This is a genomic window from Akkermansia massiliensis, assembly GCF_023516715.1.
GTDB classification, from domain to species: Bacteria; Verrucomicrobiota; Verrucomicrobiia; order Verrucomicrobiales; family Akkermansiaceae; genus Akkermansia; species Akkermansia massiliensis.
This window is the reverse complement of record NZ_JAMGSI010000001.1, coordinates 1,543,043-1,569,137: the sequence shown is the minus strand read 5'-3', so window position 1 is coordinate 1,569,137 and position 26,095 is coordinate 1,543,043. Positions and strand designations below refer to the sequence as shown.

The window sequence follows — 26,095 nt, the reverse complement described above, 5'->3', positions numbered from 1 at the left end:
AGTGGAAAACTATTGCCTACGGTACGGCATAGTCGTGTGAAGATGCAGCGTAGCATCAAGCCATTCCTCTGTCGTCAGACCCCGTCTGGCCGCCTCAATCTGGATAAGCCGGTAACGCTCATTAGATACTCTGATATGGACGTCTGTTTCCCTGTATACTTTGGCGTAGTGGCTATCAATGAGGTTGTCCAGCAGCCGTTGCTTGTCAGCGGGGATAGGGACTGTAGACAGCCATTTGTCTATCATGCCTTTTTTGACAGCACAGCGGTGCGCCAGTTCTTCCCGAGTCATGCGGGTGTCTTTCAGAAATACCCTGATTTTAGCCTTGAGGTCATCCATACGTGCATTTTTCGCATACAGGAAATCTTGGCAAGGCTTTTCTTGGATATTTTCTCCAATGGGAAATATTTATTGACTTTTGTTAGATATGAGAGAAAAAATGTTTTCGCAATCCAATAAAAAACCAAGTTATGAAGATAACAACCCAACACCACCACATACCTGGCTATGAAAGAGCCTTAGTCTGCGTCCTGTGTTTTGCGCGGAGACCGGGAGCCCTGTTCCCCTGCCATGTGAGCCACCTGCACCGCCCATTTGGCAATACCGTCCGCCGTAGGTTCAAATCCGCTTTGCGCAGCCCAGGCAGCAAATTGACCGTAGGTTTCAGCGTCCAGTTTCAGAACAAGGTCCAGGGCACCACGGCATTCACCAGTCACGCCTGGAGACAATGGCTCCATCAGCTTTTTAATCAACTCCGCTTTGGCAGGAGGAATTTTACCAGCAGTAGAAAGCCATGCGTCCACAGTTCGTTTGTCAACAAAAAGCTGATCTGCTAACCACTTCCTGCTTTTCCCGGTCACTTTGAGCCATTCCTGAATCTCCTGCTTTAGGGCGTCCATGCCCTTAACAATACGAGATTTTTAGTAATCTGCAAGTCCTTTTTGCGAGCGTTATACAAAATATTTTGAATAATATCGTTGACAGATACATTTTTTTTCGTAATACAGAAACCAGAAACACGATTTACAGCCATGATCGAAATCAAAATCCCCATCGAAAAAATTGCCGCAGACAAGGCGGCAAGCAAGGCACTCATCCAAGAGTGCGTTGAATCCGGGAAGGCTCCGGAAGACGCCTTCCTTGACATTCTCAAAAGGCGCGGGCTTCCCTCAGCCCAGAAGAAGAACCCCGAACCCAAGAAGCCCGCGGCATGAATAGGCCTCTTACAAGAACAGACCTGATGATGCTCCGAGAAGAGAATCCGGAGACCTTTTATCAGTTAATGCCTGCAATGCGTATTCATGTATTGCCTGGCAAAGTGAGTAAGGTCGAAAGGGCCTCTGTAAGTTACGAGATCGTCACTAAGGAGGGCATCCCCTGTCCTGCAGATGACGCAGTAGGAACGCAGGTTTTTAACAAGTGGATCATAGACGTTAAGATGCGTATTGGGAGTTTTGTGAAGAGCCATGAGAAGTTTATAGTCATCGCTTTCCGGAGCTTTGAGGATGCGCTTTATTTTTTTTACTGCCGTTCTTTTGAGGTAGAACTTGCTCAAATGGGGGTTGAGGTATCTGCACCCCATTGTGAAGGAGGAAACAATGAGACAGGCAGTACTAAACAAAGCGATCAGGTCCAGCATGTACATGTTTTTTTGGCAGAATGCCGTGAGCTGGACGAATTGAGAAGGGCATGCAGTCGCGATGTGGAGAAGTACCCAGGTTACGCAGATGATGGCTGCGAGCTTTTTACTGCCGAGCAGTTTGAGAGCCTGCTGAATGAACGGGTGCCAATCCATGCACAAGAGTGTACCCGATAACCAGGAACCATTCAATTCTAACAATGATTATCGAATACGACACCGAAGACCGCTGCATCCGCGTGGACGACGTAGCCGTGAGCCACGCAGACGCTGAAAAGCTGATGGCGGAGCACGAAACCGCAGTGGCGGCCCTCGAAAACGCCCTGGTGCAGTACGAACGGGATCACGCCACGACGGACAACCCTGACGGACACCATGACTGACCTGGAACCCGAACTGATTGATGTGCTCAAGCTACTCGGCTGGCACGAACTGTAACCTAATGAAATACTATGACCTACCCTGAAACAGAATTTTACGACTGCAAGACTCTTGCTCTCCTGTACGATTCCGACCGGGATGTGATCAAGAAGACCGTCCATGAGTTGAAGGACAAGGGGCATGTGATTGAGGTCCTGTACTGGGGCAAGCAGGGCAAGATGAAGGTGCACGGCAAGCAGTTCCGAAGAGCGCTCCTGCGGGAATATGGAGAAGGAGGAATGAGCAAATGAAGGCGTTACTTCGAGCCTTGGCCATTGGTACATGCCGCCTGATTGCTGGCGGTGCCTGTGGTTTGCTCATTGCCGGTACAGCGTGGCTCATCGTGGAAATGGACAACAACGAACTACAGGCGGGGAAGAGTCCGCATTCCGGATTCACGCCCGACTGCCCGAAAGCTTTTGACGGCTTCGCAAAACCGTCCCGCCCCTCGAGGTTCGAGGAAAGCAATAACCAATAGAAAACCAATACAATGGATAATACCACCGAAGAAAAGAATACGCAGCCCTGGCCCTGCACGTCAGACGAAGCATGCTGCTGCGATCCAGTAGCCGAACAAGCACCCGTCACCGTGGATATGATTGAAGAAGCGTATAACCGCCTGGAAGAGCTTGTGAATCAGTGTAAGACCCCTGTCATTCTGCATATCAAGATTGAGAAGGGTGAAAGTGTGAACAGCAGGACTTCTACCTGCAAAGCTGTTACGAAAATGGCCGGCGCAAAAAGTACGGAATGGCTTGCGGCTCGTGGCTACTTGGAAGCCTCCGGAATTTGTTTCTCCGGCAATCCCGAAACTATTTCTTTGGGAGTGAAGCTTGCTTTTAAGGAAGCCCACAGGAGAGCTGGCTTAAATCCCATTGCAGACATGCTCGGAATCGCGGGCTGCGAATGCGAGGAATGCCAAGACTGATTCAGTTGGCCGGGGCCAGCGCCAACTGGTCCCCGGCCTGTTATCAATAACTAACCCAATAGAATACTAATAACGTGAATACGAATACAACAAACGAACTCACCAATCAAGCACCAGGCAATCCTTTTGCCGTTCAGGCTCCCGCCAGTGGCGGAGCCCTGGCTGCCATGACAAGCAATGCAGCCGTTACTTCCGTGCTGGCTTCCATTTGGATCGCCAAGCAGTTTCCGCGGGATTTAGCTGAAGTGACCTTGAGAATGAAACAGGCTTGTGCTCAACCGAAGTTGGCGCAATCCGCCACTTATTCCTATCCCCGCGGAAATACGACCGTGACGGGCCCTAGCATCCGCTTGGCGGAAGCGCTGATTGGCGCATGGGGCAATGCGGAAGCCGGATGGAAGGAAGTTGCCCGCCATTGGGACCCGAAGGGAGCAGATGGAAACGGCTGCAATGTGTCCGAATGTCTTGCCTATTGTTTTGACAAGGAGACCAATGTTCGCCGGGAAATTGCTTTCTCTGTACCTCATACCCGCGATAAGAATGAGACTGATTCCAAAGGGAAAAAGACTGGAAAAATGCTGCGTGTCGCCCTTGATAACGAACGGGATGTTTACGAACTGTGCGCCAATATGGCTTCTCGCCGCATCCGCGCCTGCATCTTGCAGGTACTTCCCGGCTGGTTGACTGATGAAGCGCTGGAAGCCGTAAAAAATACGCAGGAGAGTGGATTTAAGCGTGATAAGGCTGATATTCTCCGATCCCTGGAAGCTAATTTTTTAGCTTATGGAGTGACGCGCGCCCTGCTCGAAACCAAATTGGGGCACAAGCTTGAAGAAATGACCGTAAATGAATTGCGAGATTTAAGCAATATTTATAACGGCATTGTTGATGGTATGGTGCGGGTGAAGGAAGTGTTCCCGGATGACGACCAGCCCGCCAGGAAACCCGACCTGCCGAAGACTCCTGTATCTGCTCCCGCTCCCAAGGCGGCCCCCAAGACGACGCAGGCCCCGCCGCCTGTAACCGCTCCGGCGCCGGAAGACGGTATTCCCGGCCTGGATGTACCGGAGGATGCGCCCTCCTTTGGCACTTTTGAACATTAACCCCTGACTTACTGACCTTATGTTTGATACAGAGATCATCGAGGACGAACGGCAGGGGCTGCCCAGCGCCAGCGGGATGCAGAGGCTTTTCCTCTGCCCCGGAAGCTGGAATGCAGAAAGGAAGTGCCCGGTGGACGAAGAGAGCGATGATGCCGCCCTGGGAACCATGCTGCATGTCCACATGGAGCAAGGGACAATGCCGGAGGACCCGGAGGACGCCGAAGCCGTGGCTTGGTGCCGCGAGACGGAAATTTCCCTGTGTGAGAAGTACCTGGAAATGTCGGATTTCAGCAAGGATTTGTTGAGAGAACAGTTCATGCGCGAAGTGCGGTATTTTGAAAAGGATGGAATGTTTTCCGGGAAGCCTGATCTGGTAGTTTACTGGGGCCGCAGAGCGCTGGTGATTGATTACAAGTTTGGCCACCTGCCGGTGGCGGCTGCCGAGTGCAATTTGCAGTTGAGCGCCCTGGCCGTGCTGGTGGCAGATTCCAAGTGTGGCTACAGGTTGCCTGAATTTGAAATGATAGATGAGGTGTTTGTTTGCATTTTGCAGCCTTATGCGAGCCGGAAGGAACCTGCCGTGTGCCGGTACACTCGCGAGAGCGTGGAGCAGGCACGGGCGTTTTTCCAAACCTGCATCAAGCTGGCGCAGGACGAACACGCTCCGCTGAAACCCAGCGAGAAGGCTTGCCGGTATTGCCGGGCCCAGTCTTCCTGCCCGGCAGTGTCTCTGGCCCTGGTGAACGTCACGTCCGGGGATTTAACGGCTGCCTGGGAGCAGTGGACCCCCGAAAAGCGTCGGGAAGCTTATGACCTCGCCAAGCTGGCGAAGAAGTGGGCGGCTTCCGTGGAAGGTAAAGTGAAGGCGGATCTGAAAGCCGAAGTGGATATTCCCGGGCTGGTTCTGGCCCCCGGCAAGAAGGCGTTTACGATCACGGATGCCGCGGCGGCCTTTCAAATCCTCAACGGTTTGTTCCCCGATGGCATCACGGCACCGGCGTTCACGTCCTGCTGCAAGGTGGGGATTACCGACCTGGATAAGCTGGTGCATTCCGTGCGGAAGGCCGCGGATGCTGGCGCCAAGGTAGCCGAGTCCAAGGATTGGCTGCGGAAGACGCTTGCAGGGTGCGCAGAAGTGAAAGTCTCTGATGGCTCCGTGAAGGAGATAGGGGGAGGTGCGGCATGATGACCACGCTGACCATTACCTTGCCCCATACGCCGCGCTGCCTGTCGCCCAACGCCAAGGCCCCTCTCACGCAGAGGGGGGCCATTGTGGCCGGCTACAAGAAGACGTCTGCCAAGCGCCGCGCCCGAACAATGGCCGGTGCCGTGACGCAGGAAGCCCTGAAGGGCCACAAGATGCAGCCGACGCATTACCGGGTGATCTGGTACTTCAAGGGCAACAAGCCGGACGCGGACAACTGCCTTGCCCGCTGCAAAGCGTACCTGGACGGAGCCTGCAAGGCCATGGGGATTGACGACAGGACGCTGGATTGTGCGGGGATTGACCGTGTGCATGACTTGGCGAAGGCAGGGCAGGTAAAAATTGTGTTTGAAAGGAGGTTCCCATTCAAAAAATCGTGTGCAAACTGTGAAATGAACGAAGGTGATTATTTTTGCTACACCCACGGAATCATAAGCGATCTAAAAAACTGCTGTCGTGATTGGACCCCTACCAAGGAGGAAGAAAATGACGCCTGAGCAGAAAGCCTGGTTTGAGTATGGGCGCTCCCGCGGCTGGCTTAAAGCCCACAGAAGCAAAAAGTATTTCGCGGATGTGCCCGATATGGGGCTTTCCTTTTGGCATATGCAACGCAACATGTGCGGATTAAATGCACTTATCCGCGACACATGGCGGAAGCGGGCCGCGTGCAGGGCGTGGATGTCTTTAAAGGAGCGAAATTGCAAAAATTGCATGCACCTTCATCGCGACATGAAATCTGGTTCCCCTTGTTTTTGTTGCACAGGTATTGACGACGAAATTCCCAATAACTGGGAGCCGAGAAAGGAGGGAGAATGAACACGTTTAACACTCCAAAAACCGAGAAAACCACGAACGTCTGGCTCACTCCGCGCTACGTATTGGATCTGCTGGGGCATTTTGATGTGGACCCCTGCGCCGCTACTGTGCGCCCGTGGGATTGTGCCCGTGTTAACTACACCGTGGAGGATAACGGCCTTCTGATGCCATGGGAGGGGCGCGTATGGCTTAACCCTCCTTATGGGAATGAAGCAGAAGCGTTCATGGAGCGCATGAGTATGCACCAGGGCGGAGGGCTGGCGCTCATTTTCATGAGGTCGGACACGCGCTGGTTTCAGCGGTGTGTGTTGCACCGTGCCCGGTATCTGTTCCTCTGGAAAGGCCGCATCCGCTTTTGCCGCCCGGACGGAGAAACGCCCGGCAACCAGCCCAACGCTCCGAGTTGCCTTGTGGCGTGGGATAACCAAGAAGCGCCCCTGTTGTACACATTGCAGAATCAGGGGCATGGAAAGGTGGCTGTATTATGAACACTAGAGCACCACGGAAAAGGGCTCTGGCCCGATACCTTGGAGGCAAGAACAGAATCGCCCCCTGGATTATCAGCTTTTTCCCGCCTCACAAAATCTATGTTGAACCGTTCGGAGGTTCCGGGGCTGTGTTGCTTAACAAGCAGCCTGCATGGATGGAGGTCTATAACGACCTTTATGACCGGGTGGTGAACTTCTTCGAGGTTTTGCGCGATACGGAAAAATCCGCGCGGCTGGCCAGTCTGTTGGAATTGACGCCATACGCACAAGAAGCCTATGCCAGGTCATTTGAAATCGCGGAAGATCCAGTCGAAGATGCTCTCCGCTTTGCCGTCAACTCCATGATGTCCTACGGCGGAGGTATTCACAAGCCGGGGTTCAAACGTAATGGTCTATTGAGAACAACACCCTACCCGCAGACATGGCGGGAATATCCGGCCGTAGTGCGAGAATGTGCGGCCGAACTCCGGAACCGGAATATCGAGATCAACAACATGGATGCTCTGCAGGTCATGTCCCGGTACGATACGCCGGATACACTGCATTACGTGGATCCTCCCTATGTGCAATCTACCCTCGGCAACCGCGTGAGGTACGCGCATGAGTACGACCAAGAGGACCATGAACGGCTTCTTGTTTTCCTCCAGACCTTGAAAGGCAAGGTTGTCCTATCCGGCTACGATTCCGAGCTTTATTCCGCCTATCTGGACGGCTGGCGGAAAGAATGCAAGGTCTCCCACGACACACAGGGCGGCAAGAAGATTGAATGCCTGTGGCTCAACTACAACCCCCAACTGACGCTTTTTTGATATGGCAACATCACGCATGATACGAGAAGGGTTTCTCGATTCGGAAAAGGTAGCGGCTTTGTCGTGGCGAACCGAGTGTTTCTTCCATCGGCTTTTGCTGGTGGCGGATGACTACGGCCTGTTTGACGCTCGACCAACGGTATTGAGGACTCGCTTATTTCCCCTGCACCTTGACAAAGTCAGTAACCAGGACATTCAAGACTGCCTCCATGAAACGGAGGAAGCCGGGCTTGTAAGGGCATACTGTGTCGGGGGCAAGGATTATGTGCAGATCATCAATTTCGGGCAGCGCAGACAGAGTAAGCCCAAGTTCCCGCTTCCTGACGGTGATTCACCGTGTAATACAGTGAGTCACGGTAGTTCACGGGAATCCACGGTGAATAACGGTGAGTCACGGAAATCCACCGCTTATACGGAGACGGAGACGAAGACGTATACGGAGTCGGAGCCGTGCTCTGTAAACAGGGGTGTAGAACAGTTCCCACGGAGTGCGGAGGAAGTGCGGCTTTTCATGGCGGCCCAGCTTATGACTCCCAAGGGAGACGAACTGAAACGGTGCGCAGAGTCGTTTTTTGATGATTTCAGCGCCCGTGGCTGGCGGGACAGCAAGGGGATTCCTCTTGCCGATTGGAAGCCGGCGGCCCGCAAGTATGCCCGCTCCTGGGCAACCAATAATGTGCAGCATGGGCGGCAACAAGGTCCATCTGGACGGAAGGACGCCAACGCAGGAAGGAGATACGAATGATGGATGATATTCAACACTTGGCTGGGCAAGTTGCCCTTGCGCCATCTCAAAACGGGATTGTCCGCAATTACAAGCCTGTACGGTACGATATGGGCGGCTTTGACGAGCGAGTGCACCCAGAGGTTCAAGCCATGCACCGCGAGGCACAGTGGTTCATCAACGACGTGGTGAACAAGGTTCGTCCGCGCCGCTGGCTTTCCCTGTTGGGGGCTTCCGGGGTGGGCAAGACGCATCTGGCGGAGTCCGTGAGGACTGCATTGGTCAAAGAGCGCCCCACGATTCCAATCCAGCTTTGGAAGTGGCAAAAGGTGGTTTCCATGCTTCGTTCCGGGGACTGGGCATTCGTGGAGTATCTGGTCAAAGAGGTGTACGTGCTGATTCTGGACGACATCGGAGCTGAGAACACCACGCCTTCCATTCTGTCCGCGCTGAACCGTGTTGTTGACGGACGGCTCGGGAAATGGACGATGCTCACCTCCAACCTGCTGCCGAAACATATCGGGGAACATTTGGATGCCCGTATCGCCTCCCGCCTGTACCGGGGCGAAAACGTGGTATGCAGGGTCGAGGACGCGCCGGACTACTGCTTTGAACGCTACATGAGAAGGGAGGGAGAATGAACGAGTCGTCAGTCAGAAAAGACCTGTTGCGGAACATTGTCCGCCAGAGGGTGCGGCCGTCGCAACTGCTTATCCTGATGGAGGTCCGAGATCATCCGGGAAGAACGTCACGGGAGATTGCTGACAGGTGCCATCTGGACCCCAGTAACGTGTCCCACAGGCTGGATTACCTGGCAAGGACTGGCGACGTGGTCAAAACCGGGTCACGTCCCTGTGTGCATTATTTGAGCAAGCAGGGGCGTGATTTTTTGGATGGAGTTGAGGATTCAAAGTCAGCAGGTTGATGCTATCGGCAAGAAACGTTGACACTCGGCAACTCGACACGCCGAAAAACAGGAGGGTAAAATATTGGTATGAAGAGAGAGGGTAACAAATCCAGGACGACGGAGAAGAAGAAGGAGTTTGCAAGGCTCCTGGTTGATGGAAAATTGTCCAAGGCGGACGCATACCGTAAGGCTTACAAACGCAAGGACATGAGCAATGAGGCGGCAAGTAAGGCGGCTTCCCGTTTGTCCAAAGATGCTGAAATTGTGCGAATGATTGACGAATTGAACGCCCAGTTGAATAAATCCGCCGTGCTGACCAAGCAGGAACGCATGGAATGGCTTTCCCGCGTTGTGACAACTCCCATCGGTGATATTGACAACACGTCAGAGCTTTGCCAAGAGTCTTCCATTGATGAAAATGGCATGAAATTCAAGATGCCATCGAAAATTGCAGCCATTGCCGAGCTCAACAAGATGGATGGAGCCTATGCACCAGAGAAGATGAAAGTAGATGCAGGAGAGAACTTTATGATTCTTTTGGCGTCCCTGCCATTTGATCCTCCCGTAAAGTCCGGCAAAAAGTAGTGACACTCGGCAACTTGAGATTTTTCCGGGTTTGCCTCATGAAGGAGGCATGCTTAATTTTCTGGGGATTACACGCCATTTGTCCACGACAGCCGGCTATGCCAAGCGCATAGGCTGGCTTTTGCGTGAGGACGTGACTCAATCTCCGTTCCCGGTAACGGGCGTTTCTTTTGCGGGCACCGTGAAAACGGAGGAAGGAGAGCTGCCCATCACAATCGAGCATGGCGAACAGGAGAATTACCTGGAGCTTACCTTTCCCGCCCTTCCTATTGGCCGCTGGCCGTATGCCATCCATGCCCAGGATGAATCCGGAGAGGATTTACGGCTATTTGCGGGTTACATCGGTGCCGTGGAGTCGGTCCCCCCCATTGAGGCTTCCACGGTATACGATATTCCGGTGATGGGCATTGCGATTCCTATCGAGGCAGGCAAGACCATCAAGGCGCAGTGGCTTTCCAACACGGCGGCTTCCCTCGCCGCCCAGCAGGCACAGCAGGATGCTTCCAGTACCCGCACGGACGCGGAAACAGCGAGTCAGGCAGCCACGACGGCAACCGGAGCAGCCACTACAGCCACGGAACGGGCCAATGAAGCGGAAGGCTATGCCGGCGCCGCTCAAGCCTCCAAGGTGGCGGCTGGCAATTCAGCGGCCTCTGCCAGCACGTCCGCTGCTGATGCAGCCCGTGACGCCAGGAGCGCCAATGACGCCAAGGCAGCCGTGGAAGGGATTGTTTCAGATTTTACGCAGACGGTCAGCAACGGAGAACAGACGATCAGCGCGGCCAGGGAAGAGGCTGTTTCCGCCATACAAGCCAAGCAAGCTGATTCCGTTCTTGCTGTAGGGCGAGCGCAGAAAACCGCCACGGACAAGGTAGCCAGCGCACAAGGCGCTGCTGTCACAGCCGTGGAAACGGCAAAGACGGAAGCCGTGCAGGCAGTGCAGACGGTCCAGGCGGAAGCCATGGAGGCAATCACGCCCTTTGTCGAACAGGCTGAAACCGCCAAAGGGGAAATAGACCAGGCGGAAGGCAGAATCAAGACGGCGGAAACCAATGCGGCAACCTCCGCCAAGAATGCCTCTGACTCCGCCACCGCAGCCCAGCAGGCCCTTGCCGCCATCCCGCAGGTGGACGCGGCGGGCAACATGACGCTGGCCGGCGGTCTGACTGCGACGGGCACCGTTACTGCCAACGGCGGCGTTCGCGTGCCGCTGCCTGCCACGGCCCAGGAGGCTATCTCTTACGAGGCGCTGATAGAGCAGCGGGCCGCAGATGATTGGCGGCGGATGGGGTACTACATGGAGACCCTGATCCCCTCCTGGGTAACTACCATTGTGAGGCAGATGCAGATGGCCGACGCTTATAATATGGGCACGGCCAACGCATCCATTAAGGAGGCGGTGTATACCAACGATCTGCACGATTTTTTGGTTACCATGACACCAGCCGCCGGGGTCTCTTTGATTGGACGCTCTACAGGCGCGTGGAAATTTGCCAACTACATGGGCAATAGCCGTAATAGAGATTATGCCGCCGCCTCTGTGTGGCGCATCATCGGCTCTGACAAGGTGTCTATCCTGCTGGGGAGTACGGCGCAAGGCTATTCCTCGGCGCCCAATCCGGCGGCGGATTGTTATGCGCATCCCATCCATTGGGTAGATTATGCCTGGGATAATGCAAATTACAGATACCCGCTGATCAACTCTGTCAACGGCGCAACCAGCAGAGACATGACGCCCGCCTGGCAGGTGACGATCTACCCCAAGGGCTACCTGGGCAGCAGCACGTCCTGCCTGTTGCGCGGCACGGATTATGGGCGGGATGTAGGTGATCAGCAGTATATGTGGGCATTGGCGCCCAGCGTTACTTATCTTTCTGTGGCGATAACTCCCCGGCAATCGGCTGACCACGCCAATGTTGAGAATCGCTGGGAGATGTTTGTGGACGGCCACTACGTGATGCCGATGACGAGCCTGTTTTGCGGGAGCGGCAACACGGCCTGCTTCACGGCTAAAGCCAAGGCGCACGAGGTGAGCAGCACGTATCAGGTGGGGCTGCGGATGGGAGGCATGAGGATTGACACAGCCCCTGCGCTGGGCGTCACCGATGTCTGGCCGATCATGGAGCGCGTTGTGATGCGTGATGCGACGGTCAAGCCCGTGCCGGATGTGACGGCCTCTGCTCTGGAGGTGCCTGCGGCGGGCGGCGAGGTAACGCTGACGGTATCGTCCACGCTGGCGGAGGCTATATACGTCATCAACGACACCATGTGCGGGCACGATCCCGCCGCCGTGTGGTGCAGCCAATCCGCGGAGCAGATACCAGCCGGAGGCGGCCAAGTTGTCCTGACGCTGACCCCCAACACGACCGGACAGCCCCGGCAGGCGTGGGCGTTTGTGGGGCACCACTATGCCCAGACCGCTGTCGTGGAAATCAACCAATTAGCGCAATAACACCATGCAAGAGATACATTTACAGTTTCCCACCCTCGGCGACTGGCAGAAATTAACCCTGACGGCCATTTACCAAGATGCGGAGGGCTACGCCCACACGGACCGCTACACGCAAGACGACATCCCCGCCGACCAGGCCCCAGCCCTGTCTTCCGTGGTGTCCGCTCTGGTTGGCATGGCCGAGCCGTGGCAGGCGTCCCAAGTGTGGGCGAGGCTGGGGCATGTAACCGCCCTTGCTCCGGATGAGCCATTTGAGCCCGCGGAGATAGAGATTGAGGCCGTAGAGCTAACCATCGAGGCCATTAATCCCCAGGGAGGGCGCAGGCTTTTCACCATTGCGGACTACCCGGAATTCACGCTGACAACTCTTCCAGTCGTCGCATTTTTCAAACACTTCACTAAACAATAACATAATCATATGACTACTAATAATCAATGCAATCACGCCTTGGAAATTGCCAAGGAGATGTACATGACCTACCAAAAAGAGCAGAAAGAAGCCTGGCTTGTGTGGGACGGTCTAAAAGCCGACCAGCGGAACGGATGGCTCGCTGTCGCTAAACAAGCTCTCCCCATCATCGGCAAGCACGCCCTGGGGGATGTCCAGGATTACCTCACAGGACAGGCCAAAACCTCCACCGGCTGGTGGAAAAAGGCCCTGTATGCAGCCGGAGCGGTTGCCGCTGGTGCCGTCCTTGGCGGCTTGGGAATGTCCCTGTCCGGCTGCGGGCACAGCGTAGACGTTACGCCGGACCGGACGGAGGTATGCAAGGACGGGGCCTGTCTCGTCATTGAGCAGGGGCATATCTCCTATTCCCAATCCCAGCCCGTCACCGACGTGCCGCCCGTCGTTCAAGCCTCCAAGAAGTAAGACCATGTGCAAACTCTCCGAAGTGCCGGCACGTTTCCTTGAATTCGCCAAGGCTTCCCCCATGTTCGCTTGCGTCATTTTGTCGCTGTCTATTTGCGGCGGGGCGTGCTGGTACATCGGGGAAGTCATGAGCCATCACAATGACCGACTTTGCGATCTGATGACCATGCAGACGCAGGCCCAGGTGGAGACGGCCAAGGCAATCCAGCTCCTTGCTCTCCGAGTGGAGGACATTGAGCGGAAACTTGAGAAATAGGCAACTGTAAAGTTTTTCTTACAAGTTCAACCTCCGAGGATTCCTCGGTAATTCTAACCACTTCTAACAAAATTAAGTTATAACTATGAATATCGCTTTAGACATCGGACACGCCAATAACACCGGCAGCCGCGGCAACGGCCTGGAAGAACACGCCACGGCCAAGACCATCGCGGACCATCTCGCCCCCATGTTGCGAGCCCAGGGGCACGCCGTCACCATCATCGACTTCCCTCGCATGGACAACGACGACGATCTTGCCGCTACGGTCAAGGCCATCAATGCCGGAGGCTATGATATTTCCCTTTCCCTACACTGTGATTCTGCGGGATCAGCTACCGCCTGCGGGGCCCATGTCTGCCACCACCGCAACTACCACGACGACGGTTCTTACACGGATTCCCCTTCCGGCAAACGTCTGGCCGAAGCCATTGCCGGGCCTCTCTGCAAGCTCATGCCGGGCCGCGCTGACCATGTACAGGCACGTCCTGACCGTTCCTGCAAGCCCAACAAGACCAGCCTGTATGTGCTCCGCAAGACCGTGCCGCCTGCTGTGCTGGTGGAGTGCGGCTTTTTGTCCAACCCCGGAGACGCTTCCGTGATGCACGACACCCCCGGCGCCATTGCCCGTGCCATTGCGCAGGGCGTAGACGCTTACACCCTCAACCAGTAAATTACCATGGGATCCATTTTCAAACCCAAAGTCACTCAAGCCCCGGCCCCGCCGGCAGTGGAAGAACCTCTGAACCCGGCCGCCACGGAGAAGTCCGTTTCGGACGCATCGGAGGACGTGCAGACCAAGAGCAAGCGCAGATTGAAGCTGTCCGACACGGTAAATAATCCGAATCTGTCCGGCGGCCTGTCCACGCTGCGCAAAACCCTGGGATAACAGTCATGGAGGTACGCGATTACATTGCCCTGGCGGATAACCTGCGCACGGAACGCGCCGCCTTTGAAGGCGGCTGGGATGAAATGCGCCGCATCATCATGCCCAGAGCCACAGGCAATGCCCATCCAGACAGCGTACCGGACAACGGCGGCGGACTGGAGCACAGTGATGTTGCCAATAACAGCCTGAAAAAGCTGGCTTCCGCCCACCTGACGTACATCACGCCTTTGGACAGGCGATGGTTCACGCTGCGCCCCGTTGGCTACAAGAAGGATGGGAATCAGACCTTGAATGACTGGTACAACAAGGCCACGGAAGTGATGGAGCGGGAGCTTGCCGTTTCCAATTTCTATTCAGTCATGCACGAGGTATATCTGGACCGTTGCCTGACCGGGACCGGCTGCATGTTCTCCGAGATGAATCTCAACAAACAGCTGATTTTTAGGCACATCCCCACGGGCACTTATGCCATTGCAGAATCGGAGTCCGGAGACGTGGACACGCTGGTGCGCTGGTTCAGGCTGACAGCTCACCAGGCTGCACAGAAATGGGGAGAAGAAGCCCTGGGGGCCAAGGTACGGAGAGCTCTCAAGGATGCAAAGCGCCGGTATACGGATTCTTTCGAGTTTGTTCAGTGCGTGCTTCCCAATCAGGCTGGCAGGCTGCTTTCCAATAATTTGCCAGCCAAGAAGAGGCCGTGGCAGGACGTGATTATTTCCCTGGACGACAAGAAGATTGTGTTTGAGAGCGGTTTTTACGAGTTTCCGTTCCTGGTAACACGCTTCCTGCGCTGGGGCGATAGTCCCTACGGGGTGAGTCCTGCGTGGCACGCACGGCGCACCATTCGCATGGCTATCGACATGGAGAAGATTCTGTACACGCTGGGACAGACGAAGGCTTACCCAAGGCTTTTCCTGCTGGCTTCACAGTACGGTGATGTAGACTTGCGCGCCGGCGGCCAAACCACCATTTCTGCCGAAGCGGCCAATCTCGGGCTCCCACGCGAATGGGGTACACAAGGGCAGTATGATATTGGACTGGAATACCTGCGCGGACTGTACGCCAAGATTGAAGAGGCTTTTTACGTTCCCATGCTGGAGACCGTTTCCCGCATTGACCGCCAGATGACGGCCACGGAGGTAGCGGCCCGGGAAGCTGAAAAGGTGCTTGGATTTACCCCCTCTTTCACGTTATTCGTGAGCGATTTCCGGATGATGTGCCAGAGGATTATGGCATTGTTGTATCGCGCAGGCAAGCTGCCCGACCCGGTGCCAGGCGTGTTTGAGACCAACCGTCGGGGAGTCCCCACGCGTTTGGCTGTTCCGCAGGTGCTGTTTATGGGCAAGATCGCCCAGGCGATTGCCCGGACGCAGACGGACGGCTTGATGACGGCCCTCGAATCCATCGGCACCCTATCCCAGATGACCGGACGGCCGGAGTTGCTGGATATTGTGAACCTCAACAAGGCCGGAGAGCTGATTTACGATTCCAAGGGCGCTCCGATGGAGTGCAAGGCGTCGGAAAAAGAGATGCAGCAGAAGGAGACCGAGAGGAAGCAGCAGCAGGAAGCGGCCACGCAGGCTGCCCTTGCGGAACAGTCCTCCGTGGCAAACAGGAATAACGCCCAGGCGCAACAAGCTTTACAAACAGCATGAAGACAAATCCCCAGGATGAGTACGAAAAGCGCATGAAGCACCGCAGAAGGATTTTCCGGGAAGCTTTCAGAAATCCGGAAGTTCTGGCGGAGCTGAAGAAACATTTCCAGACCGACCTTCCCTGTTTCCAGGGGGCGGCCGGTTCCTACGACCCCCTTGACGCCATGCGCCGAGATGCCTACCGCGAGGTGATTTTGTTCATCGAAATGGTAGTAGGCAACAACAACGAACCAGAAGAAGAAACCACAGAGTAACCACTATGTCCTTATTCAGATTATACCACAACCGATTCCTCCGTGAAGAAGCCCCTGATAATGGAGGCGGAGGGAATCCTAACCCTCCCGCTGCGCCTGGCCGCCCCAGTCTGGCCGACCCCGAGCCGGATCCAAACACGGCTCCCGCCAATCCACCGGCTGACCCGCCTCCGGCAAATCCGGAGCCTGGGAAGACCGAACCTCCCGCCCAGGAGGATTACGTGCTGGCCTTTGACGAAACGTTCACTGGTGACGAGACGCTGCAGAATCTACTGACCGAAACCGGCAAGGCTCACGGGCTGCCCGTCAAGGGGCTTTCTGCGTTCATCAAGGATATGGACACCCGCATGGCGGCCAAGGCGGCCGAACAGCAGCAGGCCCATGAGGCAGCCATGAATGAGGCGTGGAGCAAGCTGGACGGCGAATGGGGCCGGGACAGCGACGCCCGCCAGATGCGAGCGGTTCAGATGGCGGGGCGTCTGTGCCGCATGGCCGGGGTCGAGCAGAGCGTGTTCAATGAGATGGGCATTGCCGATCATCCGGCCATGTACAAAATTCTGGATGCGGTAGGCAGACTTTTGGATGAACCGGCTCTTCCTGTGCCACCTGGACGACAGGAGCAACAGGCCCGCGGGGAAGCCCAGCGTATGATGCACGACCCGGAACACCCGGATTACGCAGCCTTCCACAATTCTGACGATCCGCGCTTTGCCGAGGTAAGAACCAAGTACATGCGCCTGATGGGTGCGTGAAGTCAACCCGGCTTTTTACCTGCAAGCCCTGTTCCTGGTCTGGGAGCAGGGCTTTTTTAAGGCAGGAGTTCCGGCAGGGATTCAGCGGCGGAACGCAACTGGTCCGCGGAGGGGCGGATGTATACGCTATGCACGGCGGTGGAATCATGCCCCACCAGTTCCATAGCCAGCCCCTGGGAAACGCCGGAAGCCTGCAACATGGTGGCGGCCGTCGCCCTGATGCTGTGGAATGACTTGCTGTTCATTCTCCGACGGCGGCCACCGGCAGCTCCGTGCACCACGCCGATGCCGTGCGTTCTCAATAACAACCCGAACTGGGCGGAAGCCCCATCCCCTAACGCAAGGAGCGGGGCATGAAGCAATGCGTCCGCTGGTTCCCCCTCTTCCTTCCAGCGGGCAAGCGCCCACTGGTAAAAGCCTTCTCTCATGGGTTGGTCCATCCAGCGCCCCGTCTTGCCTGTGTCAAAGCGCACGACGCGGCGCTCCCAGTCAAATTGACTCCAATTCAACCTCAAAATATCCCCCAGCCTCTGGCCGAAGGTCTCAAATGAGCAGCGTACCGCGGAACTCCACAGGGGAGGGAAATGCTCAATCATGTAGCGTATCTCGTCAAGAGTGAACGCTTCCTTGTGCAGTTTCTCGCCCGCGCGGTCCGGAGGTATGGAAACGCCGGTGCACGGGTTGCGGTCAATCACTTCGGAATCCACGGCGTCTGTGAATGCCTGGGAAAGGGCGGCCAAATCCTTGGCCACCGTCTTCTGGCGCACCTCTTCACGGCGAGCTGCCACGAAGCCCTTGATGTCCGCCTTGGTGATCAGGCGTAGCGGGGCATCAGCCCGACCGCCCAGATAAGCGTAGAAATGCTTGTAGGCCGTCCTGGCGTTCCGTGCCGTGTCTTCCGACACCAGCGCCGCCTTGCGCCTCACGTAGTCGTCGCACCAGGCCCGCACGGAAACATTATTGTGCGCCTGATATTCTTCCGCCTCCGCACAGGCAATCTGCACGCCCCGCTGGTAGGCGAGCCGTTCCGCCAGCTTGGCTGTGATGCGGTCGCCCTCGAACTCACCGCCATTGACGGGCACCTTGGTGGAGCGCCGCCGCATCTTGCCGTCCGGTCCCTGGAATGTTACCATCCAATAGGGAGAAGATTTTTCCTTGTTGATGGACAGACGGCCGCTGTAGAAAGGCTTGCTCATACCTGTAATATTTCCTGTAAGGGTTTTGTAATATGGTTTACGTAAGTTTTCTTACGTGTACTTTATTTATAATCCCTAGCAATATCAAGGTTTGCGTAGGTTTTCTTACAGAAACTTTTGGAGCGGATGATGGGATTCGAACCCACGACATCAACCTTGGCAAGGTTGCGCTCTACCCCTGAGCTACATCCGCTTTGGATGACCGGAGCCTTGCGGCATCCGTGTGGCAGAAAATATATAGGGTTATCCGGATTTGGCAAGATTTTTTTAGAGAAAAATTCATGTTCACCGGAATAGGGCCATGCTGCCGTACCTTTTAAAGAGGACTGATGCTTCTGTGGAAGGAGCGGGGAGGACGGGAAGGTGCCATGCTGCTTTTTCCGGTTGTTCCGGTTTGACTTCGGGGAAGGCGGCGTTTTGTTGCTCGTTCAGTTCCGAGGCCGTTTTGGCTCCATGTTTCAGCAACAGTTTTTCCTTGGCGGCGTCATGGCGGTTCCTGGCGTGGTCCAGCATGGAAATCGTCCCCTATGTACGGCATTGACGTTGGCTCCCTGTTCCAGATAAAATTAACCTGCTCCGTATTGCCGCGGCAGATGGTGTTCTTGAGCGCCGTATCTTCGTTAACCGATCGTTTGCAGCGTGGTTCCGTAGGTTTCAGCAGTTGCTGGGCCTGGGGCATCCGGATGACGGTAAAGGCGTACGGGGTGAATTCATCCGGCTCCGGGGCCAGGCGGTTTTCCGCCACGGCGCGGACGAGCCGCTTGACGTTTTCCGCCAGCAGGTCTTCCGAGTCCAGGCCGGTCTGCGCTTTCAACCGGGCGAAGGCCAGCAGGTTGTCCCTTTTGTCCCGCCATCAGGGGACGCAATCCTCCAAGGGATGACTGTGGTCGGCATCTCGGTGTGGTCTTAACCGGAAGAGCATGTATTTATCCCTTATAACGGCAGAATGGCGTCGGTGTCCGAAATGAAGCGGTTTTTGCGGAAAGAATGTGTAAAATCTTGAAGAACTCCCTGTTTCCATAAAAAACGGGGCTGTTTCGGAAGGCGCGTTTTCCGTGCCCTGGAACAGTCCCGTGAAGAGAGGGAGTCAATGGGAAATTAGTAGCTTCTGGCCCAGAGGACGCGGCGTTCCGTCATGCGGCCGGTGAGGATGCAGGGAGCGGGTTCCCCGCGGCCCAGTTCGCCGAGCGGGATGCAGCGGATGGAGATGCGCAGGCGCTTGGCGAGTTCCTCTTCCTCTTCCGGGGAGCCGTCCCACGGCACCTGGAGCCAATCGGCGTCTCCTTCTCCGGAGAAGTTTTCTTCCAGTTCCCGAAGGGTGGAGGCGGGGCGGATGTGGGCGTCCCGGAAGGCGATGGCCCGCTGAAGCAGAGTATCCTGGATGTTCTGGAGAATGTCCGTGACGGTCTCAACCAGTTCCTTTTCCGGAACAAAGGATTTTTCATTGACGGGCAGGTCGCGCCGCTGGAGGCAGACGGAGCCTTTTTCCAGGTCCCGGGGGCCGATTTCCAGGCGCACGGGCACTCCCTTCTTCACCCATTCCCATTTCTTGGCGCCGCCGCCCAGGTCGCGCCTGTCCACCAGTACGCGGAGCGGCTGGCCATGGAAATTCTTGGCGCGGAGGGTGCGTGCCAGTTCCTCGCAGTGGTCCAGAATGGCCTGGCGGCTTTCTTCCTTGGGCGTAACGGGGATGATGACGACCTGCTGGGGAGCCACGCGGGGCGGGCAGACCAGGCCGTCGTCGTCGGAGTGCATCATGATGAGCGCACCGATCATGCGGGTGGAGACGCCCCAGGAGCTGGTCCAGGCGAACTGCTGGGTATTGTCCCTCCCGGCAAAGCAGATGTTCTGGGACTTGGAGAAGTTCTGCCCCAGGAAGTGGGAGGTTCCGGCCTGGATGGCCTTGCGGTCCTGCACCATGGCTTCCACCGTGTAGGTCTGTTCCGCGCCGGGGAAGCGTTCCGCCTCCGTTTTTTCCCCGGGGATGGTGGGAATGGCGAGCACATCCCGCTGGAAGTCCTCGTAAACCTTGTGCATGGTGAGGGTTTCCTCAATGGCCTCCTCCCGGGTTTCATGGGCCGTGTGGCCTTCCTGCCACAGGAATTCGGCCGTGCGCAGGAAGATGCGGGGCCTCATTTCCCAGCGCATCACGTTGCACCACTGGTTCACCTTGAGGGGCAGGTCGCGGTAGCTGGACGTCCAGCGGGCGAAGGCCGCGCCGATGACGGTTTCCGAGGTGGGGCGGATGACGAAGGGCTCCGTGAGCTCCCCGGTGGGAATCATGCGGGTCTTTCCGGTGGCTTCATCCTTCTGCGCTTCCAGCCTGTGGTGGGTGACCACGGCGCATTCCGTGGCGAAGCCTTCAGCGTGTTCCGCTTCCTTTTCCAGATAGGAAATCGGAATCAGGAGGGGGAAGTAGGCGTTCGTATGGCCGGTGTCCTTGAAGCGCTGGTCCAGGTCCTTCTGGATGAGTTCCCAGATGGCGTAGCCCCACGGCTTGATGACCATGCAGCCGCGCACCTCGGAATTCTCCGCCATGTCGGCGGCCTTGATGACTTGCTGGTACCACTCGGGAAAGTCCTGGGCGCGGGTGGGGGTGATTGCAGTTTGTTGAGACATATTGGATGGTATGTTGAATGGAGCGGGCGCGGCCCGCAAAGGAAGCTCGGAATATTAAAAGGGGGCGTTTCTGTATTCCCGGTAATTGCTGTAGGCGAAGAGGGCCATGAATATGGGAATGAAGTAGCCGTGGAAGAGCTGGAAGCTGAGCAGCCCGATAATGATGGACGTGATGAATCCGGTCATGAACACTTTTTTGGGGGAGCGGATGAATTGGGCGATCAGCTGGCCGCCGTCCAGGGGGTAGATGGGCAGCAGGTTCAGGATCGTCCACCATTCCCCGATCATGATGAGGCAGGAGAGGATGTAAAGCTGGGGGGAGATGGCCGCCGCCGTGAAGGGGCTGATGGCCAGGTCCCAGAAGGTCAGGTTGTGCGCGGTCATGACCGGGGCGACGATGTTCCAGGTAATCCACAGGCTGATGATGCCCAGCAGCAGGGTCATCATGGGGCCCGCCAGAATCATGAGGGCCCTTCCTCCGCGGGTCAGCTGCATGCCGTGGCTGCTCGTCAGGCCGCCGAAGAGTTCCAGAACGATCGTCTGCTGGCCCCCGCCCAGCCTGCGGCCCACCAGCGCGTGCCCCATTTCATGGGACAGGATGGCGACGAAGCCGGCAATGACGAACAGGGCCGGATAAATGAGGCCTTCCACACTGTTGATGCTGAGAGCGCCGCCGAAGATGGCCAGCACCACCCAGAAGCTGGGGCGGATGTAAACAGGTATCCCGAACAGGGTGAAATGAATCATGCGCGAGAGGGTAAGGGCAGATTCCCCTTTTGCCAAGCCCGGAGAATGTGCATGCACCGTTTTGGCGTTGGTGCGGTGCAGGGGATTGTGTTAAAAGGCCTTCATGAGGCTGTTTCCCATCATCCTGTGCTGCGCCGTGCAGGCCGTACGGGGGTATGACGGACCCCCGCCCCTGACGGAGGTGGACGGCCGTTCCCCCATCCGCATGGGTGGGGAATTGCTGGGCGGCTACCGTTCGGACTACATCCACCGCGGGGAAAAGATGGGGCCCAATTCCGTGGAAGGCCAGATTTCCGGCGGGGCCTCCCTGTCGGATTCCTGGGCGGTCAGCGGGGAACTCTTCGCCATCCGCAACTGGCAGGGGCGCAATTTCAGCCAGACCACCCTGCACGGGGAACTTCAGTATTACCTGGCGGACGAGTGTACAGCCGGACTGTTTGTCAACGGGCAGTGGTATGATTCCTGCCCCCTGAAAACCGGGACGGAGCCCGGCCTGTCCCTCAAGTGGAACCCCATGCCGTCCTGGTCCTTCAGCGGCTCTTTCCTGTATGATTCCGGGCAGGAGGGGATGTACTCCCAGTGGGGCGTTACCTGGCAGCCCCTGCTGTGTGAATCCGTCGCCATGGTGAATACGGTTTCCCTGGGGTTTTCCCATGATTACCTGGGGAGAAACGGCTTGAAGGAACTGATGGTGCGCACGGGCGCGCGGTGGGCCGTTTCCGGCAGTCTGCGGTTGGAGCCTTTCCTGGGGTGGTATTGCGGCTACGGGCGGGACGATTTCAAAAAAGTGGTGCTGGGCCTTTGGTGCTCTTACGTTTTTTAACGGGCGGATTTCTCCGGTTTTCCGGCATTTTCCAGTTGCCAAACGGGGAGGCTTGGTCATAATGACCCGCGTATTATGAAGCCTACACTTCTTGTTTTAGCAGCTGGTATGGGTAGCCGTTACGGCGGTCTCAAGCAACTTGACCCGATGGGTCCCAATGGTGAAGTCGTTCTCGACTATTCTGTTTATGATGCCATCCGGGCCGGTTTTGGAAAAGTGGTATTCATTATCCGCCGTGACTTTGAAGATATTTTCAAGGAAAAGGTCGGCAGCCGCTTTGCCGGCAAGATTGAGGTGGATTACGCCTTCCAGTCCCTGGACGACCTGCCTGAAGGCTTTTCCGTGCCGGAAGGACGTGAAAAGCCCTGGGGCACCGCCCACGCCCTGCGCGCCGCCCGCCACGTGGTAAAGGAACCCTTTGCCGTGGTGAACGCGGATGACTTTTACGGGGCGGATGCCTTTGTGCAGGCCGCCAAGTTCTTGACCTCCACCACGGATGAACCCGGGAAGGCCCATTACGGCATGATCGGCTATCCGCTGAAGAACACCCTCTCCGACAACGGGGACGTGAACCGCGGCATCTGCTCCATCAAGGAAGGCCTGCTGGACGGCGTGGAGGAATTCGTGAAAATCCAGGCTGATGAAGACGGCGTGGTGCGCGGCAACAACCTGAAGGGCGAACGCCTGCCCGTGGACCCCGGCGAACTGGTTTCCATGAACTTCTGGCTCTTCTCCCCCTCCTTTATTGAGCTGACGGAAGACCGTTTCATTGACTTCCTGAAGGAACACGGCCAGGAACCCAAGAGCGAATGCTTCATTCCCACCGTGGTGGACGCCCTGATTCATGAAGACCGCGCGGACTGCGCCGTTCTTCCCACCTCCTCCACCTGGTTCGGCATGACCTATCCCGGGGACAAGCCCATGGTTGTGGAAGGCATCAACAAACTCATCAAGCAGGGCGTATACCCTGAAAAGCTCAACTAAGCCTCTTTTCCCATGCACGATCTCAAGGCTGTATCATCCCTGTTCGATCTCCGGGGCGACTTCGTCCACGGTTACTCCTACGGCAGCGGCCACATCAACGACACCTACTGCATCTGGGTGGACCAGGCGGGGCAGCGCCTCCGCTACATCCTCCAGCGCGTGAACCATAACGTGTTCAAGCAGCCCATCCCCCTGATGGAAAACGTGAAGCGCGTGACGGACCACGCCCTGAAGCGCCTGAAGGAGGAGCAGTGCCCGGAAGCCTACCGCCGCACCCTCACGCTGGTTCCCTCCGTGGACGGCAAGCCGTACGCCCTGGACGCGGACGGCAACTGCTGGCGCGTGTACCCGTTCATTGAACGCGCACGCACTTATGACCAGATTGAAACCACCAGGCAGTGCCAGGAAGCGGCGCGCGCCTTCGGCGAGTTCCAGAAGCTCACGGCGGACCTTCCCGGTGAACCCCTGTTTGAAACCATCCCCGATTTCCACAACACCACTTCCCGCCTGGCGGCTCTGAAAGAAGCCATCCAGTCCGACCCCCTGGGCCGCGTGAAGGAAGTGCAGAAGGAAATAGACTGGTACCTTTCCCGTGAGGCTGACTGCCATCTGGTGGTGGACTACCTGAAATCCGGCGAACTGCCCCTGCGCTGCACGCACAACGACACCAAGCTGAACAACGTGATGCTGGACGACGTGACCGGGGAAGGCATATGCGTGATCGACCTGGACACTACGATGCCCGGCTCCGCCATTTACGACTTCGGGGACATGATCCGCACGGCCACGTCTCCCGCCGCGGAAGATGAAAAGGACATCTCCAAGGTCACGATGCGCATGTTCATGTTTGAGGCCCTGGTTCAAGGTTACCTGAGCTCCGCCAAGAGCTTCCTGACGCCCCTGGAAAAGAGCCTTCTGCCGTTCTCCGGCAAGCTGCTCACGATGGAATGCGGCATCCGCTTCCTGACGGACTACCTGTCCGGAGACGTGTACTTCAAGATTCACCGCCCGGAACATAACCTGGACCGCTGCCGCACGCAGATGGCCCTGGTGGAATCCATCGAGGCGCAGATGGATGAAATGAAGGCCGTTGTGGACCGCTACTAACCAATACCTACCAACATCGGAAAAACACATGAAGATTCTCGTAACCGGCGGCGCCGGATTCATCGGTTCCCACATTGTGGAACACTATCAGGACAAGGCGGAGGAAATCCGCGTGCTGGACAACCTGCGCACGGGCTACCTCAAGAACCTGGACGGGCTCAAGCACACCTTCATTGAAGGCTCCATCTGCGACCGCGAACTGGTTCGCCAGGCGGTGCAGGGCGTGGACTACATTTTCCACATGGCCGCGCTCGTCTCCGTGCCGGAATCCATGAGCAAGATCAGCGAGTGCATTGACATCAACGTCAACGGCCTCCTGAACGTGCTGGAGGAAGCTTCCGCCGCCGGGGTTAAGAAAATCGTGCTGGCGTCTTCCGCCGCCATCTACGGGGACAACCCCACCGTGCCCAAGCTGGAAACCATGTACCCGGAACCCAAGAGCCCCTATGCCATCACCAAGCTGGACGGGGAATACTACCTCAACATGTTCCGGGCGGAAGGCAAGGTCAACACGGCCGCCGTGCGCTTCTTCAACGTCTTCGGCCCCCGGCAGGACCCCAAGGGGGCCTATGCCGCCGCGGTGCCCATTTTCATTGAAAAAGCCGTCAAGGGAGAAGACATCACCGTGTACGGCGACGGCACCCAGACGCGCGACTTCATTTACGTGAAGGACATCGTGGGGGCCCTCACCTTCGTGGCGGAGCATCCGGAAGTCACCGGCGTGTTCAATGCCGGGTACGGCGGCCAGATCACCATTGAAGAACTGGCGCAGAACATCATCAAGGCCGCGGGTTCCTCCTCCAAGGTGCTCCATGCTCCGGAACGCGCCGGCGACGTGAAGCATTCCCGCGCCTGTGCGGACAAGCTCCGCAACGCCGGGTGGCAGCCCAAGCACACCCTGCCGGAAGGCCTGGCGACAACGCTGGAATACTTCAAGGGAATTCTGGGCAAGTAACTCTCCGGAATTTCCGGTTCATCATCATTCAGGGACTGTCTCCGCTCCTGCGGCGGAGACAGTCTTTTTTCATGCCGGAATGGCTCATGTATGACAAATTTCGCCGATGCTATCATCTGAATCATTCAAAAAGACATTTTGCCATAATGGGAATGGCAGAAGCATAGCATTCCGATAGGAATGAAAATTCATTCATCATCAAGCAGGTTTCCCGGAATGAGGCAATACTTTGCAGCTACAATAAGATGATTGGCGGAAGTTGATATTTCGTATTTGTTAGAGAAAAAGATTTCTTACAGGAAGGGCGGTCGCCGGGATTGAATATCATTGACAGGAGGAAGGGTTAATAATAGAGACCAAAAACGATATGCATCCCTTCAGAAGTACTTCTGCCAATCATCTAGCTGCGTTTAATGATCCCTATCTTGAACTGGTCATGGCCCGCCGGAAGGAGGAAGCCCGCTGGGGATGGATACCTTTTGCCGCATTCGTCTCCTTTTTATTCGTGTACCGTATCTTCGGCTTGTTCATGCCGAGCAATGATGCGGACGGCTCGGAACCCTGGCTTTTCGTGCTGGCGCTGGCAGGCTGGGGGCTTCTGGCGCTCATCCACATGATTGTGCTTCCCATCTGGATGCTGATCGCCTCCCTCCGTTACTGGGAGGTGAACCGCAGGATGCTGGCGGTGACGGGGCTTCTGTTCAGTATTCTTGCCCCTGTCTGCATGGTTCTGATGCTGTCCTGCTGGTCCGTGTCCGGTTAAAGCGGGGCTTGACCGTTCCACTGGACGCCGCGGGGAAGGGGCATTCTGCGGCGTGAGTCCGGTTGCCGCGGGCTCCCCTGGCTGATGGCCGTTTGGCGGGGCGGGTAATTTCTTCTCCTCTCTTTTTCCTCCTCTTTCTGCGGGGAGGG

At 56.6% G+C, this 26,095-nt stretch carries 34 protein-coding genes and 1 tRNA gene; 26 read left to right on the top strand and 9 right to left on the bottom strand.

The features are described 5' to 3' along the window. Positions 1–9: 9 nt before the first annotated feature. From M8N44_RS06755 to M8N44_RS14110, 4 genes are all read right to left on the bottom strand, one after another. Positions 10–339, bottom strand: coding sequence for a hypothetical protein (locus M8N44_RS06755; protein WP_215833356.1), 330 nt, complete (start codon positions 337–339; stop codon positions 10–12). A gap of 179 nt (positions 340–518) precedes the next feature. Next, complete coding sequence (locus M8N44_RS06750) at positions 519–899, bottom strand: hypothetical protein (RefSeq protein WP_215833355.1); 381 nt, start codon at positions 897–899, stop codon at positions 519–521. Next, complete coding sequence (locus M8N44_RS06745) at positions 887–1,096, bottom strand: hypothetical protein (protein ID WP_215833354.1); 210 nt, start codon at positions 1,094–1,096, stop codon at positions 887–889. Before M8N44_RS06745 ends, M8N44_RS06750 begins: the two co-directional genes overlap by 13 nt. 183 nt (positions 1,097–1,279) lie before the next feature. After that, a complete protein-coding gene (locus tag M8N44_RS14110; RefSeq protein WP_215709502.1) occupies positions 1,280–1,795 on the bottom strand; it encodes a super-infection exclusion protein B in 516 nt (171 codons plus the stop codon). Between the two features lie 44 nt (positions 1,796–1,839). Between M8N44_RS14110 and M8N44_RS06735 the strand changes: the two genes are divergently transcribed. From M8N44_RS06735 to M8N44_RS06640, 21 genes are all read left to right on the top strand, one after another. Further along, on the top strand, positions 1,840–2,022 hold the full coding sequence (locus tag M8N44_RS06735) for a hypothetical protein (RefSeq protein ID WP_215709503.1): 183 nt from the start codon (positions 1,840–1,842) through the stop codon (positions 2,020–2,022). 69 nt (positions 2,023–2,091) lie between these two features. After that, positions 2,092–2,310: a hypothetical protein gene (locus tag M8N44_RS06730; protein WP_102731760.1), complete on the top strand. Its 219-nt coding sequence runs from the start codon at positions 2,092–2,094 to the stop codon at positions 2,308–2,310. 239 nt (positions 2,311–2,549) lie between these two features. After that, positions 2,550–2,987, top strand: coding sequence for a hypothetical protein (locus M8N44_RS06725; RefSeq protein ID WP_215709504.1), 438 nt, complete (start codon positions 2,550–2,552; stop codon positions 2,985–2,987). A 74-nt stretch (positions 2,988–3,061) separates the two neighbouring features. After that, complete coding sequence (locus M8N44_RS06720) at positions 3,062–4,090, top strand: hypothetical protein (protein ID WP_215709505.1); 1,029 nt, start codon at positions 3,062–3,064, stop codon at positions 4,088–4,090. A 19-nt stretch (positions 4,091–4,109) separates the two neighbouring features. After that, a complete protein-coding gene (locus tag M8N44_RS06715; RefSeq protein WP_215709506.1) occupies positions 4,110–5,276 on the top strand; it encodes a DUF2800 domain-containing protein in 1,167 nt (388 codons plus the stop codon). Next, positions 5,273–5,791, top strand: a complete 519-nt coding sequence (locus tag M8N44_RS06710; protein WP_215709507.1) for a hypothetical protein — start codon at positions 5,273–5,275, stop codon at positions 5,789–5,791. Before M8N44_RS06715 ends, M8N44_RS06710 begins: the two co-directional genes overlap by 4 nt. Positions 5,792–6,106: 315 nt before the next feature. Next, positions 6,107–6,598, top strand: a complete 492-nt coding sequence (locus M8N44_RS06705; protein ID WP_215709508.1) for a DNA N-6-adenine-methyltransferase — start codon at positions 6,107–6,109, stop codon at positions 6,596–6,598. Further along, entirely contained in the window at positions 6,595–7,407 is an 813-nt protein-coding gene (locus M8N44_RS06700) for a DNA adenine methylase (RefSeq protein WP_215709509.1), read from the top strand. The genes M8N44_RS06705 and M8N44_RS06700 overlap by 4 nt, the downstream gene beginning before the upstream one ends. Position 7,408: 1 nt before the next feature. Continuing rightward, the gene (locus M8N44_RS06695; RefSeq protein WP_215709510.1) at positions 7,409–8,152 is read left to right on the top strand and encodes a hypothetical protein; all 744 of its coding nucleotides are present in this window, start codon (positions 7,409–7,411) and stop codon (positions 8,150–8,152) included. Positions 8,153–8,283: 131 nt separating this feature from the next. Then, positions 8,284–8,772 (top strand): DnaA ATPase domain-containing protein, encoded by a 489-nt coding sequence (locus M8N44_RS06690; protein ID WP_215709511.1) that lies wholly within the window; start codon positions 8,284–8,286, stop codon positions 8,770–8,772. Next, positions 8,769–9,056 (top strand): MarR family transcriptional regulator, encoded by a 288-nt coding sequence (locus M8N44_RS14105; protein WP_215709512.1) that lies wholly within the window; start codon positions 8,769–8,771, stop codon positions 9,054–9,056. Before M8N44_RS06690 ends, M8N44_RS14105 begins: the two co-directional genes overlap by 4 nt. A gap of 69 nt (positions 9,057–9,125) precedes the next feature. Then, a complete protein-coding gene (locus M8N44_RS06685) occupies positions 9,126–9,623 on the top strand; it encodes a terminase small subunit (protein WP_215709513.1) in 498 nt (165 codons plus the stop codon). Positions 9,624–9,672: 49 nt separating this feature from the next. Continuing rightward, entirely contained in the window at positions 9,673–12,075 is a 2,403-nt protein-coding gene (locus M8N44_RS06680; RefSeq protein ID WP_249853061.1) for a hypothetical protein, read from the top strand. A gap of 4 nt (positions 12,076–12,079) precedes the next feature. Continuing rightward, a complete protein-coding gene (locus M8N44_RS06675; protein ID WP_249853060.1) occupies positions 12,080–12,484 on the top strand; it encodes a hypothetical protein in 405 nt (134 codons plus the stop codon). A gap of 9 nt (positions 12,485–12,493) precedes the next feature. Then, a complete protein-coding gene (locus tag M8N44_RS06670; protein ID WP_249853059.1) occupies positions 12,494–12,946 on the top strand; it encodes a hypothetical protein in 453 nt (150 codons plus the stop codon). Positions 12,947–12,950: 4 nt separating this feature from the next. After that, entirely contained in the window at positions 12,951–13,202 is a 252-nt protein-coding gene (locus M8N44_RS06665; protein ID WP_102722411.1) for a hypothetical protein, read from the top strand. An 85-nt stretch (positions 13,203–13,287) separates the two neighbouring features. Next, complete coding sequence (locus tag M8N44_RS06660) at positions 13,288–13,875, top strand: N-acetylmuramoyl-L-alanine amidase family protein (protein WP_249853058.1); 588 nt, start codon at positions 13,288–13,290, stop codon at positions 13,873–13,875. Between the two features lie 6 nt (positions 13,876–13,881). Continuing rightward, entirely contained in the window at positions 13,882–14,091 is a 210-nt protein-coding gene (locus M8N44_RS06655; protein ID WP_249853057.1) for a hypothetical protein, read from the top strand. A 5-nt stretch (positions 14,092–14,096) separates the two neighbouring features. Next, positions 14,097–15,746: a portal protein gene (locus tag M8N44_RS06650; RefSeq protein WP_249853056.1), complete on the top strand. Its 1,650-nt coding sequence runs from the start codon at positions 14,097–14,099 to the stop codon at positions 15,744–15,746. Next, positions 15,743–16,000, top strand: a complete 258-nt coding sequence (locus M8N44_RS06645) for a hypothetical protein (protein ID WP_249853055.1) — start codon at positions 15,743–15,745, stop codon at positions 15,998–16,000. Before M8N44_RS06650 ends, M8N44_RS06645 begins: the two co-directional genes overlap by 4 nt. A 5-nt stretch (positions 16,001–16,005) precedes the next feature. Then, positions 16,006–16,752: a hypothetical protein gene (locus M8N44_RS06640; RefSeq protein ID WP_249853054.1), complete on the top strand. Its 747-nt coding sequence runs from the start codon at positions 16,006–16,008 to the stop codon at positions 16,750–16,752. Positions 16,753–16,808: 56 nt separating this feature from the next. Here the strand turns inward: M8N44_RS06640 and M8N44_RS06635 are convergent, their stop codons facing one another. From M8N44_RS06635 to M8N44_RS06615, 5 genes are all read right to left on the bottom strand, one after another. Continuing rightward, positions 16,809–17,948 carry a tyrosine-type recombinase/integrase gene (locus tag M8N44_RS06635; protein WP_102733282.1) on the bottom strand — a complete coding sequence of 380 codons (1,140 nt, stop codon included), beginning with the start codon at positions 17,946–17,948 and terminating at the stop codon, positions 16,809–16,811. 118 nt (positions 17,949–18,066) lie between these two features. Further along, positions 18,067–18,141: transfer RNA gene (locus M8N44_RS06630), tRNA-Gly, on the bottom strand. 291 nt (positions 18,142–18,432) lie between these two features. Next, a complete protein-coding gene (locus M8N44_RS06625) occupies positions 18,433–18,762 on the bottom strand; it encodes a hypothetical protein (protein WP_102728024.1) in 330 nt (109 codons plus the stop codon). Between the two features lie 284 nt (positions 18,763–19,046). Beyond that, a complete protein-coding gene (proS, locus tag M8N44_RS06620; protein WP_102728025.1) occupies positions 19,047–20,567 on the bottom strand; it encodes a proline--tRNA ligase in 1,521 nt (506 codons plus the stop codon). Between the two features lie 54 nt (positions 20,568–20,621). After that, positions 20,622–21,314, bottom strand: a complete 693-nt coding sequence (locus M8N44_RS06615) for a site-2 protease family protein (protein WP_102721397.1) — start codon at positions 21,312–21,314, stop codon at positions 20,622–20,624. Between the two features lie 103 nt (positions 21,315–21,417). On the opposite strand from M8N44_RS06615, the gene M8N44_RS06610 reads away from it, so the two are divergent. The 5 genes from M8N44_RS06610 (at position 21,418) to M8N44_RS06590 (ending at position 25,946) form a co-directional block, all read left to right on the top strand. Next, the gene (locus M8N44_RS06610) at positions 21,418–22,137 is read left to right on the top strand and encodes a hypothetical protein (RefSeq protein WP_102728026.1); all 720 of its coding nucleotides are present in this window, start codon (positions 21,418–21,420) and stop codon (positions 22,135–22,137) included. A 75-nt stretch (positions 22,138–22,212) separates the two neighbouring features. Then, positions 22,213–23,121: a nucleotidyltransferase family protein gene (locus M8N44_RS06605; RefSeq protein ID WP_180972565.1), complete on the top strand. Its 909-nt coding sequence runs from the start codon at positions 22,213–22,215 to the stop codon at positions 23,119–23,121. Positions 23,122–23,133: 12 nt separating this feature from the next. Beyond that, positions 23,134–24,228, top strand: a complete 1,095-nt coding sequence (locus M8N44_RS06600; protein WP_102728027.1) for a phosphotransferase enzyme family protein — start codon at positions 23,134–23,136, stop codon at positions 24,226–24,228. A 28-nt stretch (positions 24,229–24,256) separates the two neighbouring features. Continuing rightward, positions 24,257–25,183: an NAD-dependent epimerase/dehydratase family protein gene (locus M8N44_RS06595; RefSeq protein ID WP_102728028.1), complete on the top strand. Its 927-nt coding sequence runs from the start codon at positions 24,257–24,259 to the stop codon at positions 25,181–25,183. A gap of 367 nt (positions 25,184–25,550) precedes the next feature. After that, positions 25,551–25,946, top strand: a complete 396-nt coding sequence (locus M8N44_RS06590) for a hypothetical protein (RefSeq protein ID WP_146020080.1) — start codon at positions 25,551–25,553, stop codon at positions 25,944–25,946. Positions 25,947–26,095: the final 149 nt, after the last annotated feature.

Bases quoted from the DNA above. Each gene is read 5' to 3' on its own strand.
- M8N44_RS06675 (WP_249853060.1), top strand. From the start codon at position 12,080: ATGCAAGAGATACATTTACAGTTTCCCACCCTCGGCGACTGGCAGAAA.
- M8N44_RS06695 (WP_215709510.1), top strand. From the start codon at position 7,409: ATGGCAACATCACGCATGATACGAGAAGGGTTTCTCGATTCGGAAAAG.
- M8N44_RS06735 (WP_215709503.1), top strand. From the start codon at position 1,840: ATGATTATCGAATACGACACCGAAGACCGCTGCATCCGCGTGGACGAC.
- M8N44_RS06600 (WP_102728027.1), top strand. From the start codon at position 23,134: ATGCACGATCTCAAGGCTGTATCATCCCTGTTCGATCTCCGGGGCGAC.
- M8N44_RS06650 (WP_249853056.1), top strand. From the start codon at position 14,097: ATGGAGGTACGCGATTACATTGCCCTGGCGGATAACCTGCGCACGGAA.
- M8N44_RS14105 (WP_215709512.1), top strand. From the start codon at position 8,769: ATGAACGAGTCGTCAGTCAGAAAAGACCTGTTGCGGAACATTGTCCGC.
- M8N44_RS06690 (WP_215709511.1), top strand. From the start codon at position 8,284: ATGCACCGCGAGGCACAGTGGTTCATCAACGACGTGGTGAACAAGGTT.
- M8N44_RS06665 (WP_102722411.1), top strand. From the start codon at position 12,951: ATGTGCAAACTCTCCGAAGTGCCGGCACGTTTCCTTGAATTCGCCAAG.
- M8N44_RS06745 (WP_215833354.1), bottom strand. From the start codon at position 1,096: ATGAGTGCCTTGCTTGCCGCCTTGTCTGCGGCAATTTTTTCGATGGGG.
- M8N44_RS06670 (WP_249853059.1), top strand. From the start codon at position 12,494: ATGACTACTAATAATCAATGCAATCACGCCTTGGAAATTGCCAAGGAG.
- M8N44_RS06750 (WP_215833355.1), bottom strand. From the start codon at position 899: ATGGACGCCCTAAAGCAGGAGATTCAGGAATGGCTCAAAGTGACCGGG.
- M8N44_RS06715 (WP_215709506.1), top strand. From the start codon at position 4,110: ATGTTTGATACAGAGATCATCGAGGACGAACGGCAGGGGCTGCCCAGC.
- M8N44_RS06700 (WP_215709509.1), top strand. From the start codon at position 6,595: ATGAACACTAGAGCACCACGGAAAAGGGCTCTGGCCCGATACCTTGGA.
- M8N44_RS06590 (WP_146020080.1), top strand. From the start codon at position 25,551: ATGCATCCCTTCAGAAGTACTTCTGCCAATCATCTAGCTGCGTTTAAT.
- M8N44_RS06640 (WP_249853054.1), top strand. From the start codon at position 16,006: ATGTCCTTATTCAGATTATACCACAACCGATTCCTCCGTGAAGAAGCC.
- M8N44_RS14110 (WP_215709502.1), bottom strand. From the start codon at position 1,795: ATGGATTGGCACCCGTTCATTCAGCAGGCTCTCAAACTGCTCGGCAGT.
- M8N44_RS06660 (WP_249853058.1), top strand. From the start codon at position 13,288: ATGAATATCGCTTTAGACATCGGACACGCCAATAACACCGGCAGCCGC.
- M8N44_RS06610 (WP_102728026.1), top strand. From the start codon at position 21,418: ATGAGGCTGTTTCCCATCATCCTGTGCTGCGCCGTGCAGGCCGTACGG.
- M8N44_RS06685 (WP_215709513.1), top strand. From the start codon at position 9,126: ATGAAGAGAGAGGGTAACAAATCCAGGACGACGGAGAAGAAGAAGGAG.
- M8N44_RS06605 (WP_180972565.1), top strand. From the start codon at position 22,213: ATGAAGCCTACACTTCTTGTTTTAGCAGCTGGTATGGGTAGCCGTTAC.
- proS (WP_102728025.1), bottom strand. From the start codon at position 20,567: ATGTCTCAACAAACTGCAATCACCCCCACCCGCGCCCAGGACTTTCCC.
- M8N44_RS06595 (WP_102728028.1), top strand. From the start codon at position 24,257: ATGAAGATTCTCGTAACCGGCGGCGCCGGATTCATCGGTTCCCACATT.
- M8N44_RS06655 (WP_249853057.1), top strand. From the start codon at position 13,882: ATGGGATCCATTTTCAAACCCAAAGTCACTCAAGCCCCGGCCCCGCCG.
- M8N44_RS06725 (WP_215709504.1), top strand. From the start codon at position 2,550: ATGGATAATACCACCGAAGAAAAGAATACGCAGCCCTGGCCCTGCACG.
- M8N44_RS06680 (WP_249853061.1), top strand. From the start codon at position 9,673: ATGCTTAATTTTCTGGGGATTACACGCCATTTGTCCACGACAGCCGGC.
- M8N44_RS06635 (WP_102733282.1), bottom strand. From the start codon at position 17,948: ATGAGCAAGCCTTTCTACAGCGGCCGTCTGTCCATCAACAAGGAAAAA.
- M8N44_RS06705 (WP_215709508.1), top strand. From the start codon at position 6,107: ATGAACACGTTTAACACTCCAAAAACCGAGAAAACCACGAACGTCTGG.
- M8N44_RS06615 (WP_102721397.1), bottom strand. From the start codon at position 21,314: ATGATTCATTTCACCCTGTTCGGGATACCTGTTTACATCCGCCCCAGC.
- M8N44_RS06755 (WP_215833356.1), bottom strand. From the start codon at position 339: ATGGATGACCTCAAGGCTAAAATCAGGGTATTTCTGAAAGACACCCGC.
- M8N44_RS06710 (WP_215709507.1), top strand. From the start codon at position 5,273: ATGATGACCACGCTGACCATTACCTTGCCCCATACGCCGCGCTGCCTG.
- M8N44_RS06730 (WP_102731760.1), top strand. From the start codon at position 2,092: ATGACCTACCCTGAAACAGAATTTTACGACTGCAAGACTCTTGCTCTC.
- M8N44_RS06645 (WP_249853055.1), top strand. From the start codon at position 15,743: ATGAAGACAAATCCCCAGGATGAGTACGAAAAGCGCATGAAGCACCGC.